The sequence below is a fragment of the Pseudomonas sp. UFMG81 genome, assembly GCF_015354575.1.
In the GTDB taxonomy this organism is placed as follows: domain Bacteria; phylum Pseudomonadota; class Gammaproteobacteria; order Pseudomonadales; family Pseudomonadaceae; genus Aquipseudomonas.
In genome coordinates this window covers 45,752-64,448 of sequence record NZ_JACAFQ010000007.1, presented here as the reverse complement: position 1 = coordinate 64,448, position 18,697 = coordinate 45,752, and the positions used below count along the sequence as shown (strand labels likewise).

At 62.9% G+C, this 18,697-nt stretch carries 18 protein-coding genes and 1 pseudogene; 12 read left to right on the top strand and 7 right to left on the bottom strand.

Translation table 11 applies throughout. From position 1 onward, the window contains the following. Positions 1-561 precede the first annotated feature (561 nt). Entirely contained in the window at positions 562-1,041 is a 480-nt protein-coding gene (locus IX761_RS07405; RefSeq protein WP_194788965.1) for a GNAT family N-acetyltransferase, read from the top strand. Between the two features lie 205 nt (positions 1,042-1,246). Then, entirely contained in the window at positions 1,247-2,137 is an 891-nt protein-coding gene (locus tag IX761_RS07400) for a bestrophin family protein (protein WP_194788964.1), read from the top strand. Here IX761_RS07400 and IX761_RS07395 read toward each other — a convergent pair. Then, the gene (locus IX761_RS07395; protein WP_194788963.1) at positions 2,134-2,706 is read right to left on the bottom strand and encodes an ACP phosphodiesterase; all 573 of its coding nucleotides are present in this window, start codon (positions 2,704-2,706) and stop codon (positions 2,134-2,136) included. The genes IX761_RS07400 and IX761_RS07395 overlap by 4 nt on opposite strands. A gap of 152 nt (positions 2,707-2,858) precedes the next feature. Between IX761_RS07395 and IX761_RS07390 the strand changes: the two genes are divergently transcribed. From IX761_RS07390 to IX761_RS07380, 3 genes are read left to right on the top strand one after another with little or no spacing between them, the layout of a single operon-like run. Then, on the top strand, positions 2,859-3,161 hold the full coding sequence (locus tag IX761_RS07390; protein ID WP_194788962.1) for an ArsR/SmtB family transcription factor: 303 nt from the start codon (positions 2,859-2,861) through the stop codon (positions 3,159-3,161). A 13-nt stretch (positions 3,162-3,174) separates the two neighbouring features. After that, the gene (locus tag IX761_RS07385) at positions 3,175-4,344 is read left to right on the top strand and encodes an MFS transporter (RefSeq protein ID WP_194788961.1); all 1,170 of its coding nucleotides are present in this window, start codon (positions 3,175-3,177) and stop codon (positions 4,342-4,344) included. Between the two features lie 19 nt (positions 4,345-4,363). Further along, positions 4,364-5,413: an alkene reductase gene (locus IX761_RS07380; protein ID WP_194788960.1), complete on the top strand. Its 1,050-nt coding sequence runs from the start codon at positions 4,364-4,366 to the stop codon at positions 5,411-5,413. Positions 5,414-5,447: 34 nt separating this feature from the next. Here the strand turns inward: IX761_RS07380 and IX761_RS07375 are convergent, their stop codons facing one another. Then, positions 5,448-6,923, bottom strand: coding sequence for a helicase HerA-like domain-containing protein (locus IX761_RS07375; RefSeq protein WP_194789055.1), 1,476 nt, complete (start codon positions 6,921-6,923; stop codon positions 5,448-5,450). Between the two features lie 172 nt (positions 6,924-7,095). On the opposite strand from IX761_RS07375, the pseudogene IX761_RS27530 reads away from it, so the two are divergent. The 4 genes and pseudogenes from IX761_RS27530 to IX761_RS07360 all read left to right on the top strand — a co-directional run. Further along, positions 7,096-8,112: pseudogene (locus IX761_RS27530) on the top strand (cache domain-containing protein); the annotation flags it as partial. A 93-nt stretch (positions 8,113-8,205) separates the two neighbouring features. Further along, the gene (locus IX761_RS27525; protein ID WP_416366763.1) at positions 8,206-8,970 is read left to right on the top strand and encodes a methyl-accepting chemotaxis protein; all 765 of its coding nucleotides are present in this window, start codon (positions 8,206-8,208) and stop codon (positions 8,968-8,970) included. A gap of 183 nt (positions 8,971-9,153) precedes the next feature. Beyond that, positions 9,154-10,275: a glycosyltransferase family 4 protein gene (locus IX761_RS07365; protein WP_194788958.1), complete on the top strand. Its 1,122-nt coding sequence runs from the start codon at positions 9,154-9,156 to the stop codon at positions 10,273-10,275. Further along, a complete protein-coding gene (locus tag IX761_RS07360; RefSeq protein WP_194788957.1) occupies positions 10,268-11,032 on the top strand; it encodes a DUF2334 domain-containing protein in 765 nt (254 codons plus the stop codon). Before IX761_RS07365 ends, IX761_RS07360 begins: the two co-directional genes overlap by 8 nt. A gap of 42 nt (positions 11,033-11,074) precedes the next feature. Here IX761_RS07360 and IX761_RS07355 read toward each other — a convergent pair whose 3' ends face one another. After that, entirely contained in the window at positions 11,075-11,293 is a 219-nt protein-coding gene (locus IX761_RS07355; protein ID WP_228533325.1) for a hypothetical protein, read from the bottom strand. A 321-nt stretch (positions 11,294-11,614) separates the two neighbouring features. Then, positions 11,615-12,466 carry a formyltetrahydrofolate deformylase gene (purU, locus tag IX761_RS07350; protein ID WP_194788955.1) on the bottom strand — a complete coding sequence of 284 codons (852 nt, stop codon included), beginning with the start codon at positions 12,464-12,466 and terminating at the stop codon, positions 11,615-11,617. 298 nt (positions 12,467-12,764) lie between these two features. On the opposite strand from purU, the gene mvaT reads away from it, so the two are divergent. Continuing rightward, positions 12,765-13,142, top strand: a complete 378-nt coding sequence (mvaT, locus tag IX761_RS07345) for a histone-like nucleoid-structuring protein MvaT (protein ID WP_194788954.1) — start codon at positions 12,765-12,767, stop codon at positions 13,140-13,142. Between the two features lie 78 nt (positions 13,143-13,220). On the opposite strand, the gene sbcB is transcribed toward mvaT, so the two are convergent. The 3 genes from sbcB to IX761_RS07330 form a co-directional block, all read right to left on the bottom strand. Continuing rightward, positions 13,221-14,651, bottom strand: a complete 1,431-nt coding sequence (gene sbcB, locus IX761_RS07340) for an exodeoxyribonuclease I (protein WP_194788953.1) — start codon at positions 14,649-14,651, stop codon at positions 13,221-13,223. Between the two features lie 63 nt (positions 14,652-14,714). Further along, entirely contained in the window at positions 14,715-15,074 is a 360-nt protein-coding gene (locus IX761_RS07335) for a PilZ domain-containing protein (RefSeq protein WP_194788952.1), read from the bottom strand. A 124-nt stretch (positions 15,075-15,198) separates the two neighbouring features. Then, a complete protein-coding gene (locus tag IX761_RS07330; protein WP_194788951.1) occupies positions 15,199-15,582 on the bottom strand; it encodes a tetratricopeptide repeat protein in 384 nt (127 codons plus the stop codon). A 181-nt stretch (positions 15,583-15,763) separates the two neighbouring features. Here IX761_RS07330 and pyk point away from each other — a divergent pair, with 181 nt between their 5' ends. Together pyk and IX761_RS07320 are read left to right on the top strand one after the other, a co-directional pair. Continuing rightward, positions 15,764-17,215: a pyruvate kinase gene (pyk, locus tag IX761_RS07325; protein ID WP_194788950.1), complete on the top strand. Its 1,452-nt coding sequence runs from the start codon at positions 15,764-15,766 to the stop codon at positions 17,213-17,215. A gap of 171 nt (positions 17,216-17,386) precedes the next feature. Further along, positions 17,387-18,694, top strand: a complete 1,308-nt coding sequence (locus IX761_RS07320) for a hypothetical protein (RefSeq protein WP_194788949.1) — start codon at positions 17,387-17,389, stop codon at positions 18,692-18,694. Positions 18,695-18,697 lie beyond the last annotated feature (3 nt).

Below are 18,697 nucleotides of genomic sequence, written 5' to 3'. Positions count from 1 at the left end.
GGGCGCAGCCCGTGCCAGGCTCCGCCGCCCCCTGAGTGATCAGGCCTGGGCAAGGGTCGCCAGGCGCATGCCGGAATCTTGCATGAGGGCCACCAGGTGTCCGCCGATGTTTCTGCAGCGCCCATGAGATCGAGCGCCGCCCGCGCGGCGCATCGCCGGCAAGCCGGCTCCCACCGTTTGTTTCGGGCCAGTGATGCCTGTGAGGTCTTCACTGTCCGCCTTGTTTGTACGACGCGGAATCGAGGTGGCGCTGTTGCCGCTGTGCATGATGTAAGACATGCACCAAGGCGGGCATCGCCTCTGTCACAGGCATACATCGCCCATAAAATCTGTGTGTCAAGCTGGCTTGCCAGCGAAGTGCCGGTCAAGACAACACCACTGCATGGCACTGGTGGGGTAGGAATGGTTGAGTTGGCATCACGAGCATTCAGCTCAATCGAGCTCAAATTGAGCCCAAATAGAGCCCAAATAGAGCTCACGCAACTTGTTACTGTGTGAACGAGCACCACGGATGTTCAGGCAAGGCTAAGCTGGTCCGACACTTTACGGAAGAAGCCCACCATGCCGTTCACCCATCGCCCCGTCCGCCCTACCGACATCCCCGCCATCTGCTGCTTCCCCCAAGGCCCGGACGAGCTGTTCTACATGTTCCCCAAGGCCACCTACCCCCTGACACCCGCGCAATTGAGCGAAGCCATCGACCAGCGCAGTGGCTCCACCGTGGTCGAGAAAGACGGCGTGATCCTGGGCTTCGCCAACTTCTATAAAGCCGAAGTGGGCGGCATCTGTGCCTTGGGCAACGTGGTAGTGGCCCCTGCCGCACGTGGCAAGGGCGTCGCCCGCCATCTAGTGCACAGCATGATCGCACTGGCCCGCGAACAGTTCATGGCCAAGGAAGTCTGGGTGTCGTGCTTCAACCACAACACGGCGGGCTTGCTGCTTTATCCACAGCTGGGCTTTTTACCCTTCGGGATCGAGGAACGGCAGGCGCCAGATGGCCGGCGGGTGGCGTTGGTGCAGATGAAACAGTTGCTGGGCTGAGGTCTCGGCTACTCACTGGGGCTCGGCATCGCCTGGGCTGGGGCTGCCTTGCAGCTCATCGCGGACAAGCCCGCCCCCACAGGTGGGTACGGTGGCGCCGGCAAGTCGTGAGCACATGGCCTGTTACACCCTGCGACGAATCACACCGAACCTCGCCCATTCTCCGGCGTCGGAACCTGCATCGCCTTTTCGAGGTTCCCACAACGTGAAAGCCCTGCTCGCCCGCAAGTACCGCCTGGTGGTCAAGACCTTCGGCTACATCGGCTGGTCGCTGTTCTGGCTGTTGATCTGGGACGTGCTGGTCACCATCGACTTCATGCTGTTCTTCAACAGCAAGTTCAGCCTGCCCCTGATCCCGCTGACCCTGCTGGGCTCGGCGCTGGTGGTGCTGGTGAGTTTCAGGAACAGCAGCGCCTACAACCGCTGGTGGGAGGCACGCACGTTGTGGGGTGCGCTGGTCAATAGCTCACGCAGCTTTGCACGGCAGGTGCTGACCCTGATCGACGATCCGGCGGATGGCTTGAACCCGGTGAAGGCCACCTTGCTGCGCCGTCATGTGGCCTATGTGAACTGCCTGGCGGCGCACCTGAAGAACGAACAGTGCCCGGACGAGCTGATGGCCTTCATTCCGCCCGCCGAGTTCGAGCGGCGCAACCGCTCGAACAACTTCGCCAACGACATTCTCGGCGGTTCGGCGGCATTGCTGGCCCTTGAATACCAGGCCGGGCGCCTGGACAGCATTCGCCTGGCGCGCCTGGAGTCGACGCTGGTCGACCTTTCGAACGCGCAAGGCGGCATGGAGCGGATCGCCAACACGCCACTGCCCTACCCCTACGTGTACTTCCCGCGGCTGTTCATCACCCTGTTCTGCCTGATCGTCCCGGTCGGGCTGGTGGAGTCGCTGGGCTGGTTCACCCCGCTGGCGTCGACCGTGGTGGGCTTCATGTTGCTGGCGATCGAGCGTATCGGCACGGACTTGCAGAGCCCGTTCCGCGTCAGCGAGCACCAGATCCCCATGGACACCATCTGCGAGACCATCGAGCGCAACCTGGAGTCCATGCAGCGTGAAGCACAATGCGAGGAGCGGGTAGCCTAACGCTCGGCAGCGGCAAAGGCCTGCAACTGTGGATAGAACGCGCGAAAATCCGCCAGCAGCGGTTCATACAGCCGCTCCAGTTCGTCCATCACGCCGTGCAGCCCTTCCGGCCGGGACAGCCGCCGGGCAATCCCGCCAAACACCTGCTCGAGCGTGGCGAAATCGCCATACGCTCCCAGCCAGTCATCGGCCGCCATGAACGGCGCGATTCGCGCCAGCCGCCCGGGCAACTGTGGCTCGGCCAGCAGCACCCGATAGAAGTCCCCGGTGAACTGCGCCAGCGGCACAGCCGCATACTCCCCCCAATGCCGCGCCAGGCAATGGTCGAAGAACACATCCAGCACGATCCCGGCAAAACGCCTGCGCTCACGGGGGAAACGCGCCAGCGCCGCCAGCACCAGCGGGTGGCTGTCGGTGTAGCTGTCGATCTGCCGATGCAGCCGGATCGCGGCTTCCAGTTCGGGCGGGAAACGGCCCTCGAGCGCGCCCTTGACGAAATCGCCGTACAGGCTGCCAAGCAGTTGTTGCGGCGCCGGGCCGCCCAGGTGCAGGTGTGCGAGGTAGTTCATGGCGCCAGTCTAGCATTGCGCCCACCTATATCGTCATAACCCGATATAGCGATTCACGCTCAGCTCAGAACCCTTTCATATTTGTATATCGCGAAATACCGATTTATATTTCGCCACATCGCGATATAACGCTACACACCGTGAGCCCAACCATGCCACTCGATCTCGACGAAATAATAAAAGCCCTGTCCCACCCGGTACGGCGAGAAATCCTCACCTGGCTGAAGGACCCGGCTGCGCAGTTCCCCGACCAGCACCACAGCACCGAGCACGGTGTGTGTGCCGGGCAGATCGACCAACGCTGCGGCCTGTCGCAGTCGACCGTCTCGGCCCACCTGGCGACCCTGCAGCGCGCCGGCCTGATCAGCAGCCAGAAGATCGGCCAATGGCACTTCTTCAAACGCAACGAGGCCACCATCCAGGCGTTCCTCGCGCAGATGAGCCAAGAGCTCTGAAAAGGACCATGCCATGCCCCTTTCATTACTGATCCTGGCGCTCAGCGCCTTCGCCATCGGCACCACCGAGTTCGTCATCATGGGCCTGTTGCCCGATGTCGCGCAGGACCTGGGGGTGAGCATCCCCGGTGCCGGCTGGCTGGTGACCGGCTACGCCCTGGGCGTGGCCATCGGCGCACCGTTCATGGCCCTGGCCACCGCCCGCCTGCCACGCAAGGCCGCACTGGTGGCGCTGATGGGCGTGTTCATCGTCGGCAACCTGCTGTGCGCAGTGGCCGCCGACTACAACCTGTTGATGTTCGCCCGGGTGGTCACCGCGCTGTGCCACGGTGCTTTCTTTGGCATCGGTTCGGTGGTGGCTGCCAGCCTGGTGCCGGCCAACCGCCGCGCCTCGGCGGTGGCGCTGATGTTCACCGGCCTGACCCTGGCCAACGTGCTGGGCGTGCCGCTGGGTACCGCGCTGGGCCAGGTCGCTGGCTGGCGCTCGACCTTCTGGGCGGTGACCGGTATCGGCGTGGTGGCGCTGATCGGTTTGCTGCGCTACCTGCCGCGCCAAGCAGAAGAGCCAAGCGTCGACATGCGCGCCGAACTGGGCGCGCTCAAAGGCGCCGGCATCTGGCTGTCGTTGAGCATGACCGTGCTGTTCTCGGCCTCGATGTTCGCCCTGTTCACCTACGTCGCGCCGCTGCTGGGCGATGTCACCGGTGTGTCGCCACGTGGGGTGACCTGGACCCTGCTGCTGATCGGTGTGGGCCTGACCCTGGGCAATATCGTCGGCGGCAAACTCGCCGACCGGCGCCTGGGCGCCACGCTGATGGGCGTGTTCGCCAGCATGGCCGTGGTGTCCACCGTGCTGAGCTGGACCAGCACCGCCGTGGTGCCGGCCGAGATCACCTTGTTCCTCTGGGCCACCGCGGCGTTCGCCGCCGTGCCGGCCTTGCAAGTGAACGTGGTCACCTACGGCAAGGCTGCACCGAACCTGGTCTCCACCCTGAATATCGGCGCCTTCAACCTGGGCAACGCCCTGGGCGCCTGGGTCGGCGGCAGCGTCATCGCCCACGGCTTCGGCCTGACCCGCGTGCCCCTGGCCGCAGCGGCCCTGGCGGTACTGGCGTTGATCGTCACCCTGATCACCTTCAGCCAGCGCGGCAATGACGCCGAACTGGCCCCGGTTTCCAATTGAAAGCTGCGAGGCAACCTGTATGACCACGCTGTTCGACCCCATCAAACTGGGCGACCTGGAACTGCCCAACCGCATCATCATGGCCCCGCTGACCCGCTGCCGCGCCGATGAAGGCCGCGTGCCCAACGCGCTGATGGCCGAGTACTACGTGCAACGCGCCAGCGCCGGGCTGATCCTCAGCGAGGCGACCTCGGTTACCCCAATGGGTGTCGGCTACCCCGACACCCCGGGTATCTGGAACGACGAGCAGGTGCGCGGCTGGCACAACGTCACCAAGGCCATCCATGGCGCCGGCGGGCGGATCTTCCTGCAACTGTGGCATGTCGGGCGGATCTCCCACCCGTCATACCTGAACGGTGAGCTGCCGGTGGCCCCCAGCGCCATCCAGCCCAAGGGCCATGTCAGCCTGGTGCGGCCGCTGAGCGACTACCCCACCCCGCGCGCCCTGGAAACCGAAGAGATCGCCGACATCGTCGAGGCTTATCGCAGCGGCGCCGAGAACGCCAAGGCCGCCGGCTTCGACGGTGTGGAGATCCACGGCGCCAATGGCTACCTGCTCGACCAGTTCCTGCAAAGCAGCACCAACCAGCGCACCGACCGCTATGGCGGCTCGCTGGAGAATCGCGCACGCCTGCTGCTGGAAGTGACTGATGCGGTCATCGAGGTGTGGGGCGCCGGCCGGGTTGGCGTGCACCTGGCACCGCGTGCCGACGCTCATGACATGGGCGACGCCGACCGTGCCGAGACCTTCGCCTATGTGGCCCGGGAGCTGGGCAAGCGCGGCATCGCCTTCATCTGCTCGCGGGAGAAGGAAGCCGACGACAGCATCGGCCCCCTGATCAAGCAGGCGTTCGGTGGCGCGTACATCGTCAACGAGCGCTTCGACAAGGCCGGCGCCAATGCCGCCCTGGCCAGTGGCCGGGCCGATGCGGTGGCTTTTGGCATACCGTTCATCGCCAACCCTGACCTGCCAGCGCGGCTGGCGACGGATGCGCCGTTGAATGCGCCGCATCCGGAGACGTTCTATGGAGGCGGGCCGGTGGGGTACATCGATTACCCTCGGCTGTGATGATGGACTGGGGCTGCGTTGCAGCCCCTATGTCTCAACGTTTCTTGCCCCCCAGCAACGACCCCATCAACCCGCGCACCAACTGCCGCCCCAACTGGTTGGCAGCCTGGCGCACCGCCGATTTGATCGCCTGCCCCGCCGCGCTTTGCAGGAACTCCCCGGCCTTGTCGGCAAAACTGTCGTCATCGGCCTTGGCCTGCGGCGCCGGCTCGACCGGCTCGCCCTTGCGCTGGGTAAGCATTTCATAGGCCGACTCACGGTCGATCGGCTTGTCATAACGCCCCGCCAGCGGTGACGCCGCGATCAACGCGCTGCGCTCGGCCGCACTCAACGGCCCGATCCGCGACTGCGGTGGCGCAATCAGCACCCGCTGGACCATGGCCGGGGTGCCCTTTTCTTCCAACGTGCCCACCAGCGCTTCACCGATACCCAGTTCGGTCAACACCGTCAGGCTGTCAAACGCCGGGTTGGGGCGGAAGCCATCGGCCACCGCACGCAGCGACTTCTGCTCTTTCGCCGTGAAAGCGCGCAACCCGTGCTGAATGCGCAAGCCCAGCTGGGCCAGCACGCTGTCGGGCAGATCCCCGGGCGACTGGGTGACGAAGTACACCCCCACGCCCTTGGAGCGGATCAGCCGCACCACCTGCTCCAGGCGATCCTGCAAGGCCTTCGGCGTGCCGTTGAACAGCAGGTGCGCCTCGTCGAAGAACAGCGCCAGCACCGGTTTATCGGCGTCGCCACGCTCGGGCAATTGCTCGAACAGCTCGGCCAGCAGCCACAGCAGGAAGGTCGCGTAGACTTTGGGCGCCTCGTGCACCAGGCGGCTGGCGTCGAGCAGGTGGATGCGCCCCCGGCCGTCGCGGTCCGGGTGCAGCAGGTCCTCCAGTTGCAGCGCAGGCTCGCCGAACAAGGCCTCGGCGCCTTGCTGCTCCAGGGTGGCCAACCGGCGCAACAGCGCCTGGGTCGAGGCGCTGGTCATCAGCGCGCTGTCCTCGCCCAGCAGTTGCGGGTTGTCCTTGAGGTGCGCCAGCAACGCCTTGAGGTCCTTGAGGTCGAGCAGCAACAACCCTTCGCGGTCGGCCACCTTGAACGCGGCGTACAAGGCCGCCTGCTGGCTGTCGGTGAGTTCGAGCAGGTTGCCCAGCAGCAGCGGGCCCATCTCGCTCAGGGTGGTACGCAGCGGATGACCCGATTGGCCAGCCACATCCCACAAGGTCACCGGGTAGGCCTGGGGCCGGTGCTGCAACCACGGCATCCCGGCAATGCGCTCGGCCACCTTGCCCTGAGGCGCCCCGACTGCGCCCAGGCCACACAGGTCGCCTTTGACATCGGCGGCGAACACCGCCACGCCGGCATCGCTGAACACCTCCGCCAGGTGCTGCAAGGTCACGGTCTTGCCGGTCCCTGTGGCGCCGGCAACCAGGCCGTGACGGTTGGCCAGGCGCATCGCTTGGCTCACGGGCTGGCCATCCAGGCCAGCGCCTACAACTATGGTCGAGAATTCCGACATCTGGTTCATCCTCTGCTCAAGTTCTGCGCGGTAACTGCCGATATTTCAAAATGATTCCAACCAGAAAGACAGTAACAACCCCGAAAAGGACCCACGGGACCTGTTGCACTGTTTTCCCACCGTGCTTTGTGCGAACGACCCGATAAAAAAACCTTAGCGGACGCATCACGTCATGAATAAAAGCCTACGTTTCAGCCACAAGATTCTTCTGGCAGCATCACTGATCGTGATCCTCGCCTTCAGCTTGTTCACCCTGTACAACGACTACCTCCAGCGTAATGCCATTCGCGAAAACCTGGAGAACTACCTGGCTGAGATGGGCGAATCCACGTCCACCAACATCCGCAACCTGTTCGAAGGGCGCATCAAGCTGGTCGAGAACGTCGCCCAGAACCTGGCCCAGTACCCGCAGAACATCGGCACCCTGCTGGGCCAGAACGCCCTGACCTCCAGCTTTTTGACCATCTACCTGGGCCAGCCCGACGGCAGCTTCACCGTACGCCCCGACACCAAGATGCCCGATGGCTACGACCCGCGTGTGCGCCCCTGGTACAAGGACGGCCTGAACGCCAGCGGCCCGATGCTCACCGAACCCTACATCGACATGGCCACCAACAAGATGGTCATCTCGATCATCAGCACCGCCTCGCGCTCGGTGGGCGTGGTCGGCGGCGACCTGGCCCTGGACGGCCTGGTAGAGATCATCAACTCGCTGAACTTCGGCGGCATGGGCTACGCCTTCCTGGTCAATGACCAGGGCAAGATCCTGGTGCACCCGGACAAGAACCTGGTGATGAAGTCGCTGTCGGACTTGTACCCGCAGAACACCCCCCGTTTGTCCCGTGAGCTGACCGAAGTCGAGCTCAACGGCCAGACCCGCCTGCTGACCTTCACCCCGGTCAAAGGCCTGCCGTCGGCCAACTGGTACATCGGCCTGTCGGTGGACAAGGACAAAGCCTTCGTCATGCTCAGCAACTTCCGTACCTCGGCGGTGATTGCCACCGCAGTGGCGGTGGTGATCATCATCGCCCTGCTCGGCCTGCTGATCCGCGTGCTGTTGCAGCCGCTGAACACCATGACCCGCGCCATGGAGAACATCGCCGAGGGCGAGGGTGACCTGACCCGCCGCCTGGAAATTCACAGCCACGACGAATTCGGCATCCTCGGCACCGCCTTCAACCGCTTCGTCGAACGTATCCACGGTTCGATCCGCGAAGTGTCCTCGGCCACCGAGCAGGTCAACGAGGTGGCACTGCGGGTGATCAGCGCCTCCAACTCGTCGATGACCAACTCCGACGAGCAGTCCAACCGCACCAATAGCGTCGCCGCAGCCATCAACCAGCTCGGCGCGGCGGCCCAGGAAATCGCCGGCAACGCCGCGCAAGCCTCGCAGCACGCCAGCTCCGCACGCCTGCTGGCCGAGGAAGGGCAGCAGGTGGTGCAGCGCAACATCGAAGCGATGAACCGCCTGTCGGACCTGATCGTCGACTCCAGCGCGCACATCGAGACCCTCAACAACAAGACCGTCAACATCGGCCAGATCCTCGAAGTGATCACCAGCATCTCCCAGCAGACCAACCTGCTGGCGCTCAACGCCGCCATCGAAGCCGCCCGTGCCGGTGAGGCCGGGCGTGGTTTTGCCGTGGTGGCGGACGAGGTGCGTAACCTGGCGCACCGCACCCAGGAGTCGGCGCAGCAGGTGCAGACCATGATCGAGGAGCTGCAGGTCGGCGCCCGCGAGTCGGTCGACACCATGGGCCAGAGCCAGCGCCACAGCCAGGACAGCATGGACATCGCCAACCAGGCCGGCGAGCGCCTGGGCAGCGTGACCCAGCGCATCGGCGAGATCGACGGCATGAACCAGTCGGTGGCCACCGCCACCGAAGAGCAGACCGCCGTGGTCGACTCGATCAACATGGACATCAACGAAATCAACATGCTCAACCAGGAAGGCGTCGAGAACCTGCAGGCCACCCTGCGCGCCTGCTCGGACCTCGAGCAGCAGGCCGGCCGCCTGAAACACCTGGTCGGCAGCTTCCGTATCTAACGGCCTTATCGCGGGGCAAGCCCGCTCCCACGTGGGAGCGGGCTTGCCCCGCGATGGGTACTCCCGGCCATCCTCCCTTCATAGCCCGATCGAACAAACTATCCTTCATAAAGGTCAACCTTTAGGCGCGTCATCGCCGGCCTGTAGTCGCCGGATGACAGACCCGAGGACGATCCCGGAGGGATGCTGATCGTGCACATCGCTGACATCACCATGTTCTACGCCCCGGCCAGCGGCGGCGTACGGACCTACCTTGATGCCAAACACCACCGCCTCGACGCCATGCCCGGCGTACGTCACAGCCTGCTGATCCCCGGCGCCAGTACCGTCCATAGCAACGGTATCTACCAGGTCCCCGCCCCGCCCCTGCCCTTTGGCAATGGCTACCGCTTCCCGGTGCGCCTGGCCCCCTGGTGCAAGGTGCTGCGCCGCCTGCAACCCGACCTGATCGAAGTCGGCGACCCCTACCTCACCGCCTGGGCTGCGCTGGAGGCTCGCCGCAAGCTGGGTGTGCCGGTCATCGGCTTTTATCACTCCGACCTGCCGCTGCTGGTGAGCAATCGCATGGGCAACTGGTTCACCCCCAATGTCGAGGCCTACGTCAGCAAGCTGTACGGCAACTTCGACCGGGTGCTGGCGCCCAGCCAGGTGATGGCCGACAAGTTGCGCAGGCTAGGGGTTAAAGATGTGCATGTGCAGCGCCTGGGCGTCGACCTGACGCTGTTCAACCCCGCCCGGCGCGACCCGGGCCTGCGCCGCGAACTGGGCATCGCCGACACCAGCCGGCTACTGGTGTTCGCCGGGCGCGGCTCGCGGGAAAAGAACCTGCCGGTGCTGCTCGATTGCATGCGCATGCTGGGGCCTCGCTACCACCTGCTACTGGTGGGTTCGAGCATGCCGGCCAGCGTGCCGGACAACGTCAGCGTCATCGATCACTTCTGCCCACCGCAGGACGTCGCGCGGCTGCTCGCCAGCGCCGACCTGCTGCTGCATGCAGGCGACCAGGAAACCTTCGGCCTGGTCATACTCGAAGCCATGGCCAGCGCCACCCCGGTGGTCGCCGTGCGGGCCGGGGCGTTCGGCGAAATCGTCAACGAACACTGTGGCCGCCTGTGCCGTCCCAACGACGGTGCGGCAATGGCCGAGGCGGTGCACGAGGCCTTCGAGGCAGGGGTTCGTCAGCTCGGCGTGCAGGCTCGCCTGCACGCCGAGCTCCACTACAGCTGGGACGCCGTGGTCGGTGGCCTGCTGCAGCACTATCAAGCGGTGCTCGGCCACCAACCCCGGGCTCGCGCCCATGGCTGAGGCTGGCGGCGCCGCACGCAGCCTGATGCTGGTGCTGCACGATGTCGCGCCCGAAACCTGGCCGGACTACCAACCCTTCGTCCAGGCCATTGACGCACTTGGCGGGGTGCCGATGACCTGGCTGGTGGTGCCGGATTTCCATCACCGCAATGCCCTGACCCGGTCGCCGACCTTCTGCCGCCTGCTCGAACGGCGGCTGGCCATGGGCGACGAACTGGCGTTGCATGGCTATTACCATGCCGATGACGGGCCGGCGCCGCGCGGGCCGCGCGAGTACTTCATGCGTCGCATCTACACCCACGAAGGCGAGTTCCATGGGCTCGGCCAGGCTGCTGCGTTGCAACGGCTACAGGCCGGCCTGGCGATGTTCGAGCAACAGGGTTGGCCGGTCGCCGGCTTCGTCGCCCCCGCCTGGCTCATGAGCGAAGGTACGCGCCAGGCCTTGCGCCAATTGCCATTGCGCTATACCAGCACCCCACAGCACCTGTACCGCCTGCCCGACTTTGCGGCCTTCCAAGCCCCTGGGCTGGTCTGGAGCGCAGGTAGTGCCTGGCGCCGTGGCCTGTCGCACATGGTCAGCAACTGGCAATGCCAACGCTGGCGAGACGCCAACACCCTGCGCCTGGGCCTGCACCCGGTGGACATGCGCCACGCCAGTTCGCGCACATACTGGCTCGAGACCCTGCAGGGCTTGCTGGCCCAAGGCCGCGAGCCACTGACCAAGTCCGCCTGGCTGGCGCGCCAGGCCGCCCATTGAACCGATCAACCTGACCGTGTGGAGGGGCCAGTTCGACGCCGGTCAGTTGTTGCTACGCCCGCGGGCCCTCACCACCGTTTGCAGTGCAGCTGAAGGTGGAGCGCTGTCGGCGGCTGGCGGGTTGAGGGCCTGCCACAGCTCGGCGGCGCCGGGGAACTCGGTGCCGTCCTCAGCGCTCAGCGCATCGGGATCGAAACGGGCCAGGCAGCCTTCGCCGCGGGTCGCGGGGGGCGATGCGGTGGGTGTATTGCGACGGGCCATGGAGCTAGCCTCACGAAGTATGGGCGCCATGCGCCCTGATCGCCGGCAAGCCGCGGCGGCGAACCGCAGCTCCCACAGATGTAACGCATGTCTTCAGAATAGCGCGGTCAAGGTGGGAGCAACTGTCTTGCGCAGGCCTCTGTAGGAGCGGCCTTGTGCCGCGAAAGGGGCGCGCAGCGCCCCCAGGATCTCGAGTACGTCCAAGATCGCCGGGGCCGCTTTGCGGCCCTATCGCGGCACAAGGCCGCTCCTACAGGTGACGTGCAAACTTCAGGGTGGGGCTTGCCGGCGATCAGGGCTGCAAGGCAGCCCTCGCACACATCAATCGAACACGACAGTCTTGTTGCCGTGCACCAGCACGCGGTCTTCCAGGTGATAGCGCAGGCCACGGGCCAGCACCATCTTCTCTACGTCACGGCCGAAACGGACCATATCTTCGATGCTGTCGGCATGGCTCACACGCACCACGTCCTGCTCGATGATCGGGCCGGCATCCAGCTCTTCGGTGACGTAGTGGCAGGTGGCGCCGATCAGCTTCACGCCACGCAGGGCGGCCTGGTGATACGGCTTGGCACCGACGAACGATGGCAGGAAGCTGTGGTGGATGTTGATGACCTTTTCCGCGTAGTCCTGGCACAGCTGCGGCGGCAGGATTTGCATATAGCGAGCCAGTACCACCACATCGGCACCGTGTTCCTGGACCAGGCGCGAGACCTCGGCGAAGGCCGGAGCCTTGTCCTTGGGGTCGACCGGTACATGGAAGAACGGAATGCCGTGCCACTCGACCATGCTACGCAGGTCGTCGTGGTTGGAGATCACGCAGGGGATCTCGCAGTCCAGCTCGTCAGTGTGCCAGCGGTGCAGCAGGTCGGCGAGGCAGTGGGACTCGCGGCTGGCCATCAGCACCACGCGCTTCTTTTGCGCCGAATCGGTAACCCGCCAGGTCATCTGGAACTCTTCGGCGATCGGTGCAAAGGCTTCGCGGAAGGCTTCGATGCCGAACGGCAGCGACTCGGCGCGGATCTCATGGCGCATGAAGAACCAACCGCTCTGCTCGTCGGAGTGGTGGCTGGCTTCGTTGATCCAGCCATTGTAGAGGGCCAGGAAATTACTGACTTTCGCCACGATACCGACACGGTCGGGGCAGGCAATCACCAGTCGATAGGTGCGCATGAGGGAGCTCCAGAACTTCGCAAAGGCGCATATTCTAGCGGCCTGAGGGGAAAAACGCAGTAAGGATCGACAGCCTTGCCGCCTGCGTCAGCAAGGCACATGCGCATCAGGCATTTCCCTGCTTGGCAAAGGGGTATGGCCACTGGCCCACACACTATGTAAATTTTTCTTAACCTAATTCTGTTCCCGTCCTATCAACACTATTAAATGATTCAATACTTTTTAATTGTTTACTTGCGAGTATCGGCTGTCTATTATCCCGACACTGTCTCCCTGAACATGCATTAAGGAACACTCCATGTCCCTGATCAACGAATACCGCGCTACCGAAGAAGCCATCAAGGAACTTCAGGCTCGCCTGACCAACCTGCAGCAAGACGGCAAGCTGCAGAAAGAACTGGAATTCGAAAAGAAGCTGCGTGAGCTGATGGCCGAGAACGGCAAGTCGCTGCGTGACGTAATCGCCCTGCTCGACCCGGAAAGCAAACTGAGCAAAGCCCCACGCGGTGCGGTCAAGGCCGTTGCTACCAAGCGTGCGCGCAAGGTCAAGCAATACAAGAACCCGCACAATGGCGAGGTTATCGAAACCAAGGGTGGCAACCACAAGACCCTGAAAGAATGGAAAGCCAAGTGGGGCGGCGACGTCGTCGAAGGCTGGGCCACTCTGCTGGACTGATATTCCGCGCAAGCGTATCGGTTACAAGATGAAAAACGCCGGCCATTGCCGGCGTTTTTTGTTGTTTACTCGTTCAACTCAAAGCTGGAATTGCAAGCGCAATTGCCCGGCATGCGCCCGCCAGGCGTCCAGCACCTCTCGGCCCGCCTCGCCAGCGCCGGCCCAGCAGTCCTGCAGCGCGGTATCAAAGCCGTCCAGGGTATTGGGTGCGCCCATCTTCGGATCACTGAGTCGCTGTTGACAGAATGCATGCCATCGCGCCCGCTCCTGTTCATCGAGCGTGTCGGAAAAGTTGCGTGCACGGTAGCGGAACAACAGCTCGGGCATCCGCGCATCATCGAACATCCAATGCCCTTGCCCTAACTGCGCAGGCTCAGCAATTCGCACTTGTTCGCACAGGCGTCGGTCCCGGTCGCCGAGGAACCCGTCATACAACTGTTGTTCAGGATCCTCACAGGGGGCGAACTCTTCCCGGCCATAGATGACCTCGAGCTTGTCCTGCCAAAGTGCCTGCTGGTTAGCCAACTGTTCGCCGTGCGCTTGCAACACTGCCATGTCCAGGGCCAACCGCTGTTGATCGGCCGGGCGTATTACCGACAACGGTGCCAGTACCGGGCAACGATTGATATGCACTAACTTGAGCGGTACGGGTAGTTGCCCTGCGGCCAACTCTTCGCGGCGGGTGTACAACCGCTGTCGCAGTGCCTCGGCACTTTCCTGCAACAGGGGTGATGTGTCCTGGCTCAAGTCGCACACAATCAGTGCATTGCGATTGACCGGGTGCCAGGCCAGCGGCAACACCACACCGATATAGTTGCGCTGGGCCGAGAAACGCCCGGACACATGCACCAACGGCTGCAACAAGCGAATCTGTTCCATGACTTTGTGTTTGCTGCGCAGTTGGAACAGCCAGTCATAGAGTTTCGGTTGCTTTTCACGAATCAACCGCGCCAGGGCGATGGTCGCCCGTACGTCGGAAAGCGCTTCGTGGGCATGGCCATGGTCAATGCCGTTGGCCTTGCTCAGCAACTCCAGGCGCAGGCTGGTGCGCCCATCCTGCTGCGGCCAGACGATCCCTTCAGGGCGCAAGGCATAAGCGGTGCGTACCACGTCGATCAGGTCCCAGCGGCTGTTACCGCCCTGCCATTCGCGGGCATAGGGGTCGAAGAAGTTGCGGTAGAGGCTGTAGCGGGTGACCTCGTCGTCGAAGCGCAGGGTGTTGTAGCCGGCACCGCAGGTGCCCGGCCGAGCCAACTGCGCATGAACGCGGGTCATGAACTCGGCTTCGCACACGCCCTGGCTGGCCAGTTGCTGCGGGGTGATGCCCGTCACCAGGCAGGCCGCCGGGTGCGGCAGGATATCGTCGGAGGGCCGGCAATAGAGATTGACCGGGGCCTCGACCTCGTTGAGGTCAAGGTCGGTGCGCACGCCGGCCACTTGCAACGGGCGATCGCAGCGCGGATTGATGCCGGTGGTTTCGTAGTCGTGCCAGAAGATGCTGGAGCTCACGGGGTCGTCCTGTAACTCAAGGTCGACCAGAGTCTACGGGCCTTGCCCGACCCGAGCCAGCCTTCAGGCCGAAGCGTTCACCGGGCGGAAGCTGAAGAAAGCGCGCAGGGAGCGGACGAACGCGTCATATTCGGCAGGGGCTTGCAACAACATGAAGCCAGCATCGTAGTGGCCGGGTGTCTCGTCTTCCCGGCACCACAGGCAACTGGCTGTGAGGTTGATGAACTGCACGCCGCCGCCAGCCAGCGGCACGCGCAATTGCAGCTCGAAGTCCGGCCCCACCAGCACCGGCAACTGGCTGATCAGCATCATGCCATCCTCGGAGGCATTGCCCAGATAGCCGATCTGCTGGTCGGTGAAGCGGTTGTACACCTTGAGCACACAAGGCAGTTGATGACGTTCTATATGGCGTTCGATAAACATGGCGGCAGAGCAATCCTGTACCCGGTGCCAGGAATGCAAGGTACTGGCAATGATCGTTACAACATGTTTACCAGATTAGCGCAGCACGGTGGGCCACTTCCATGAAATCGCTGACACCTTGGGATTAACGCCAAGGTGTAGCATTCGCTGGCGTGGCCACTGCCGACTCGCCACGCAGATAGCCCAGTTTTTCCAGCGTCTGCAGGCGGGCCTGGGCGCGGTAGGCGTATTCATTGCGCGGGTATTGCTGGATCAGGTACTGGTAGGTCTGCGCCGCATCGACGTAGAGCTTCTCGCGCTCCAGGCACTGGCCACGCAGCATCGACACTTCCGGGTGGATGAACGGGCGCGCGCGGCTGGTGCGGTCGACCTGGGACAGCTCCAGCATCACTTTCGAGCAGTCGCCACGGTCGTAGGCGCGGTAGGCATTGTTCAAGTGGTGGTCCATGGACCAACGGGTGCAGCCGACGACACTGGCCGCCATGGTCAAAACGATCAGGGTGCGCATGGGAGTTCTCCTTTGATGGGCAGTGTATCGGCCTTTAACGGCAAATCTTCACAGGCTTTTGCAAGCATACCCCCGCCGTTCAAACGCAACCCAGCCTGATGTGCACGTAGTGCAACGGAACAATGACTACAGCGTAATTGAGGAGTAGCCTTTCGCTGCGCTTCACTATAGGAGTCTGTGCATGACCATCCGCCGTACCAAAATCGTCGCCACCCTTGGCCCCGCCAGCAACTCGCCGGAAGTGATCGAACAACTGATCCTCGCTGGCCTGGACGTGGCACGCCTGAACTTCTCCCACGGCACCCCGGACGAGCACAAGGCCCGCGCCCGCCTGATCCGCGACATCGCCGCCAAGAACGGCCGCCACGTCGCGCTGCTGGGCGACCTGCAGGGTCCGAAGATCCGCATCGCCAAGTTCGCCAACAAGCGCATCGAACTGAAAGTCGGTGACAAGTTCACCTTCTCCACCGCCCACCCGCTCACCGAAGGCACCCAGGACATCGTCGGCATCGACTACCCCGACCTGGTCAAGGACTGCGGTGTCGGTGACGAACTGCTGCTCGACGACGGCCGCGTGGTCATGCGCGTCGAGACCGCCACGGCAGACGCCCTGCACTGCGTGGTGATCATCGGTGGCCCGCTGTCCGACCACAAAGGCATCAACCGCAAGGGTGGCGGCCTGACCGCGCCGGCCCTGACCGAGAAAGACAAGGCCGACATCAAGCTGGCCGCGGAAATGGACCTGGACTACCTGGCCGTGTCGTTCCCACGTGACGCCAGCGACATGGAATACGCCCGCAAGCTGCGTGACGAAGCCGGCGGCAGCGCCTGGCTGGTGGCCAAGATCGAGCGTGCCGAAGCCGTAGCCGACGACGAGACCCTCGACCAGCTGATCCTCGCTTCCGACGCGGTCATGGTTGCCCGTGGCGACCTGGGTGTGGAAATCGGCGACGCCGAGCTGATCGCCATCCAGAAAAAGATCATCCAGCACGCCCGCCGCAACAACAAGGCGGTGATCGTGGCGACCCAGATGATGGAGTCGATGATCCAGAACCCGATGCCGACCCGTGCCGAAGTGTCCGACGTGGCCAACGCCGTGCTCGACAACACCGACGCGGTGATGCTGTCGGCCGAAAGTGCCGCCGGCAGCTACCCGATCGAAGCGGTCCAGGCCATGGCGCGTATCTGCTCGGGCGCCGAAAAGCACCCGACCAGCCAGAAGTCCAGCCACCGCCTGCACACCACCTTCGAGCGCTGCGACGAGTCCATCGCCCTGGCGGCGATGTACACCGCCAACCACTTCCCAGGTGTGAAAGCGATCATCGCCCTCACCGAAAGTGGCTACACCCCGCTGATCATGTCGCGCCTGCGTTCGCACGTGCCGATCTACGCGCTGTCGCCGCACCGTGCCACCCAGGCCCGTGCCAACATGTTCCGCGGCGTCTACCCGATCGCCTTCGACCCGGCCTCGCTGCCGGCCGACAAGGTCAGCCAGGCAGCAGTGGACGAGCTGCTCAAGCGTGGTTTGGTGGAGCAAGGTGACTGGGTCATCCTCACCAAGGGCGACAGCTACCACACCATCGGTGGCACCAATGGCATGAAGATCCTGCATGTCGGTGATCCGCTGGTCTGAAGCTGTTGGTTTGACGAAAAAGCCCCGGGATGCGAGTCCCGGGGCTTTTTGTTTGGTGCTGTCATCCTCTATGCACCACGACTCTCTGGGACTGAGCAGCTAGCATTTTTACCAGTATTAGCCCCCACTGCGGTCTGACATATTAAGAGCTCTCTCCTGGAGGTCTCGACGATGCACAACTCCAATACCGCCGATTCGCCCCTGGACCCGAACTTCGGGGAGGGCGGAATAGCCTGGGTTTCGGAAAAAATAAGCAGAATCACCGCGTGCTTGCCGGTGAAGGACCGGCTGCTATGCGCAGGGATTGGTCGCGAAGGGCATTACGTCCTGTTCTGGTTGAATAACCATGGCACGTTAGACCCCGTATTTCCCGAAGATGGCATTGTCAAAGGCGTCTTCCCTGGCGATCTTGGTGTCTTTCACCCAACCGGAATCACCTTGCTCGCAGATAAACGTCTTTTGTTGTCAGGCCCCTTGCAAAGTAACAACAACATCTACCATGGGTTGGTCTGCCTGCACAAGAATGGCGCCTTGGATACCACGTTCGGTAATGCAGGGTATTGGATTTTCACACCACCTGCTGATCGGCCAGATAAAGCATTGACACTGCCTAGCACGACGTACAATGACTCAAGCCATACATTCAACGATCAGCATGGCAAATCCGATCACTCAGCCTTTCTAGAACCTCACCACGGAAGTGCCCTCGGCCCATGCATTGTGCAAGGCACAGATGCTCTATATGTCATCGCCCGCCACAACGAGGGCAGGTATCTATGCAAGCTTGATCTCGAGGGGAAAATCGATACGGGATTCGCTGAGCAGGGCTACAGGCAGTTCACGGAGCCGGGTGAACTCATACCCCAGATGCTATTGCTACAGGATGATCGAATACTCCTGGTCGGTTATCGCCGCTATGACTTCTATGGCGCAATCATCATACGCCTGAAGACCAATGGCGAGAGGGACGAAGAATTCGGTGATTACGGGGAAGTAAAAATTGCCAACGAATGGTTCCTGAGTGCAGCCTTGAAAGAGGATGGGAGCATTGTTTGCATCGGTGACAACGCATTGATGTACGGCAAGCGCGCCGTCATACGCCTTTTCACCGCTGACGGTCATCAGCTCGAGCTGGAAACCAACTACAAGGATTTTTATCGCACGGATAGCTCGAACAGTTCCTGGCAATTCATCAGCACTGCGCAACCGAAGCAGGTCTTTATGCTGTTTGGATCAGGACAAAAGGAACCGATCACCGGCCCCTATGGTTTGGTCCTCGGGCGCTATCACGCCAGTGGGCTTATCGACGATTCGTTCTTTGATGCAGGTACTTTTCACGTCCGCCCACTTTACAACGTCCATCTACACGGATATGTGATGCAGCCCGATGGCGCGACAGTGGGTTTTGGCGACGATTACGCAACAGGTAAGGGCTTTGTGCTGCGATTTTACAGCCACACACCATCCGTCAAGCAGTGAGAT

Bases quoted from the DNA above. Each gene is read 5' to 3' on its own strand.
- purU (WP_194788955.1), bottom strand. From the start codon at position 12,466: ATGCGCACCTATCGACTGGTGATTGCCTGCCCCGACCGTGTCGGTATC.
- IX761_RS07375 (WP_194789055.1), bottom strand. From the start codon at position 6,923: ATGTCGGAATTCTCGACCATAGTTGTAGGCGCTGGCCTGGATGGCCAG.
- IX761_RS07380 (WP_194788960.1), top strand. From the start codon at position 4,364: ATGACCACGCTGTTCGACCCCATCAAACTGGGCGACCTGGAACTGCCC.
- IX761_RS07320 (WP_194788949.1), top strand. From the start codon at position 17,387: ATGCACAACTCCAATACCGCCGATTCGCCCCTGGACCCGAACTTCGGG.
- IX761_RS07335 (WP_194788952.1), bottom strand. From the start codon at position 15,074: ATGTTTATCGAACGCCATATAGAACGTCATCAACTGCCTTGTGTGCTC.
- IX761_RS07355 (WP_228533325.1), bottom strand. From the start codon at position 11,293: ATGGCCCGTCGCAATACACCCACCGCATCGCCCCCCGCGACCCGCGGC.
- IX761_RS07330 (WP_194788951.1), bottom strand. From the start codon at position 15,582: ATGCGCACCCTGATCGTTTTGACCATGGCGGCCAGTGTCGTCGGCTGC.
- IX761_RS07360 (WP_194788957.1), top strand. From the start codon at position 10,268: ATGGCTGAGGCTGGCGGCGCCGCACGCAGCCTGATGCTGGTGCTGCAC.
- IX761_RS07395 (WP_194788963.1), bottom strand. From the start codon at position 2,706: ATGAACTACCTCGCACACCTGCACCTGGGCGGCCCGGCGCCGCAACAA.
- pyk (WP_194788950.1), top strand. From the start codon at position 15,764: ATGACCATCCGCCGTACCAAAATCGTCGCCACCCTTGGCCCCGCCAGC.
- mvaT (WP_194788954.1), top strand. From the start codon at position 12,765: ATGTCCCTGATCAACGAATACCGCGCTACCGAAGAAGCCATCAAGGAA.
- IX761_RS07365 (WP_194788958.1), top strand. From the start codon at position 9,154: ATGCTGATCGTGCACATCGCTGACATCACCATGTTCTACGCCCCGGCC.
- IX761_RS07390 (WP_194788962.1), top strand. From the start codon at position 2,859: ATGCCACTCGATCTCGACGAAATAATAAAAGCCCTGTCCCACCCGGTA.
- IX761_RS07405 (WP_194788965.1), top strand. From the start codon at position 562: ATGCCGTTCACCCATCGCCCCGTCCGCCCTACCGACATCCCCGCCATC.
- IX761_RS27525 (WP_416366763.1), top strand. From the start codon at position 8,206: ATGACCAACTCCGACGAGCAGTCCAACCGCACCAATAGCGTCGCCGCA.
- IX761_RS07385 (WP_194788961.1), top strand. From the start codon at position 3,175: ATGCCCCTTTCATTACTGATCCTGGCGCTCAGCGCCTTCGCCATCGGC.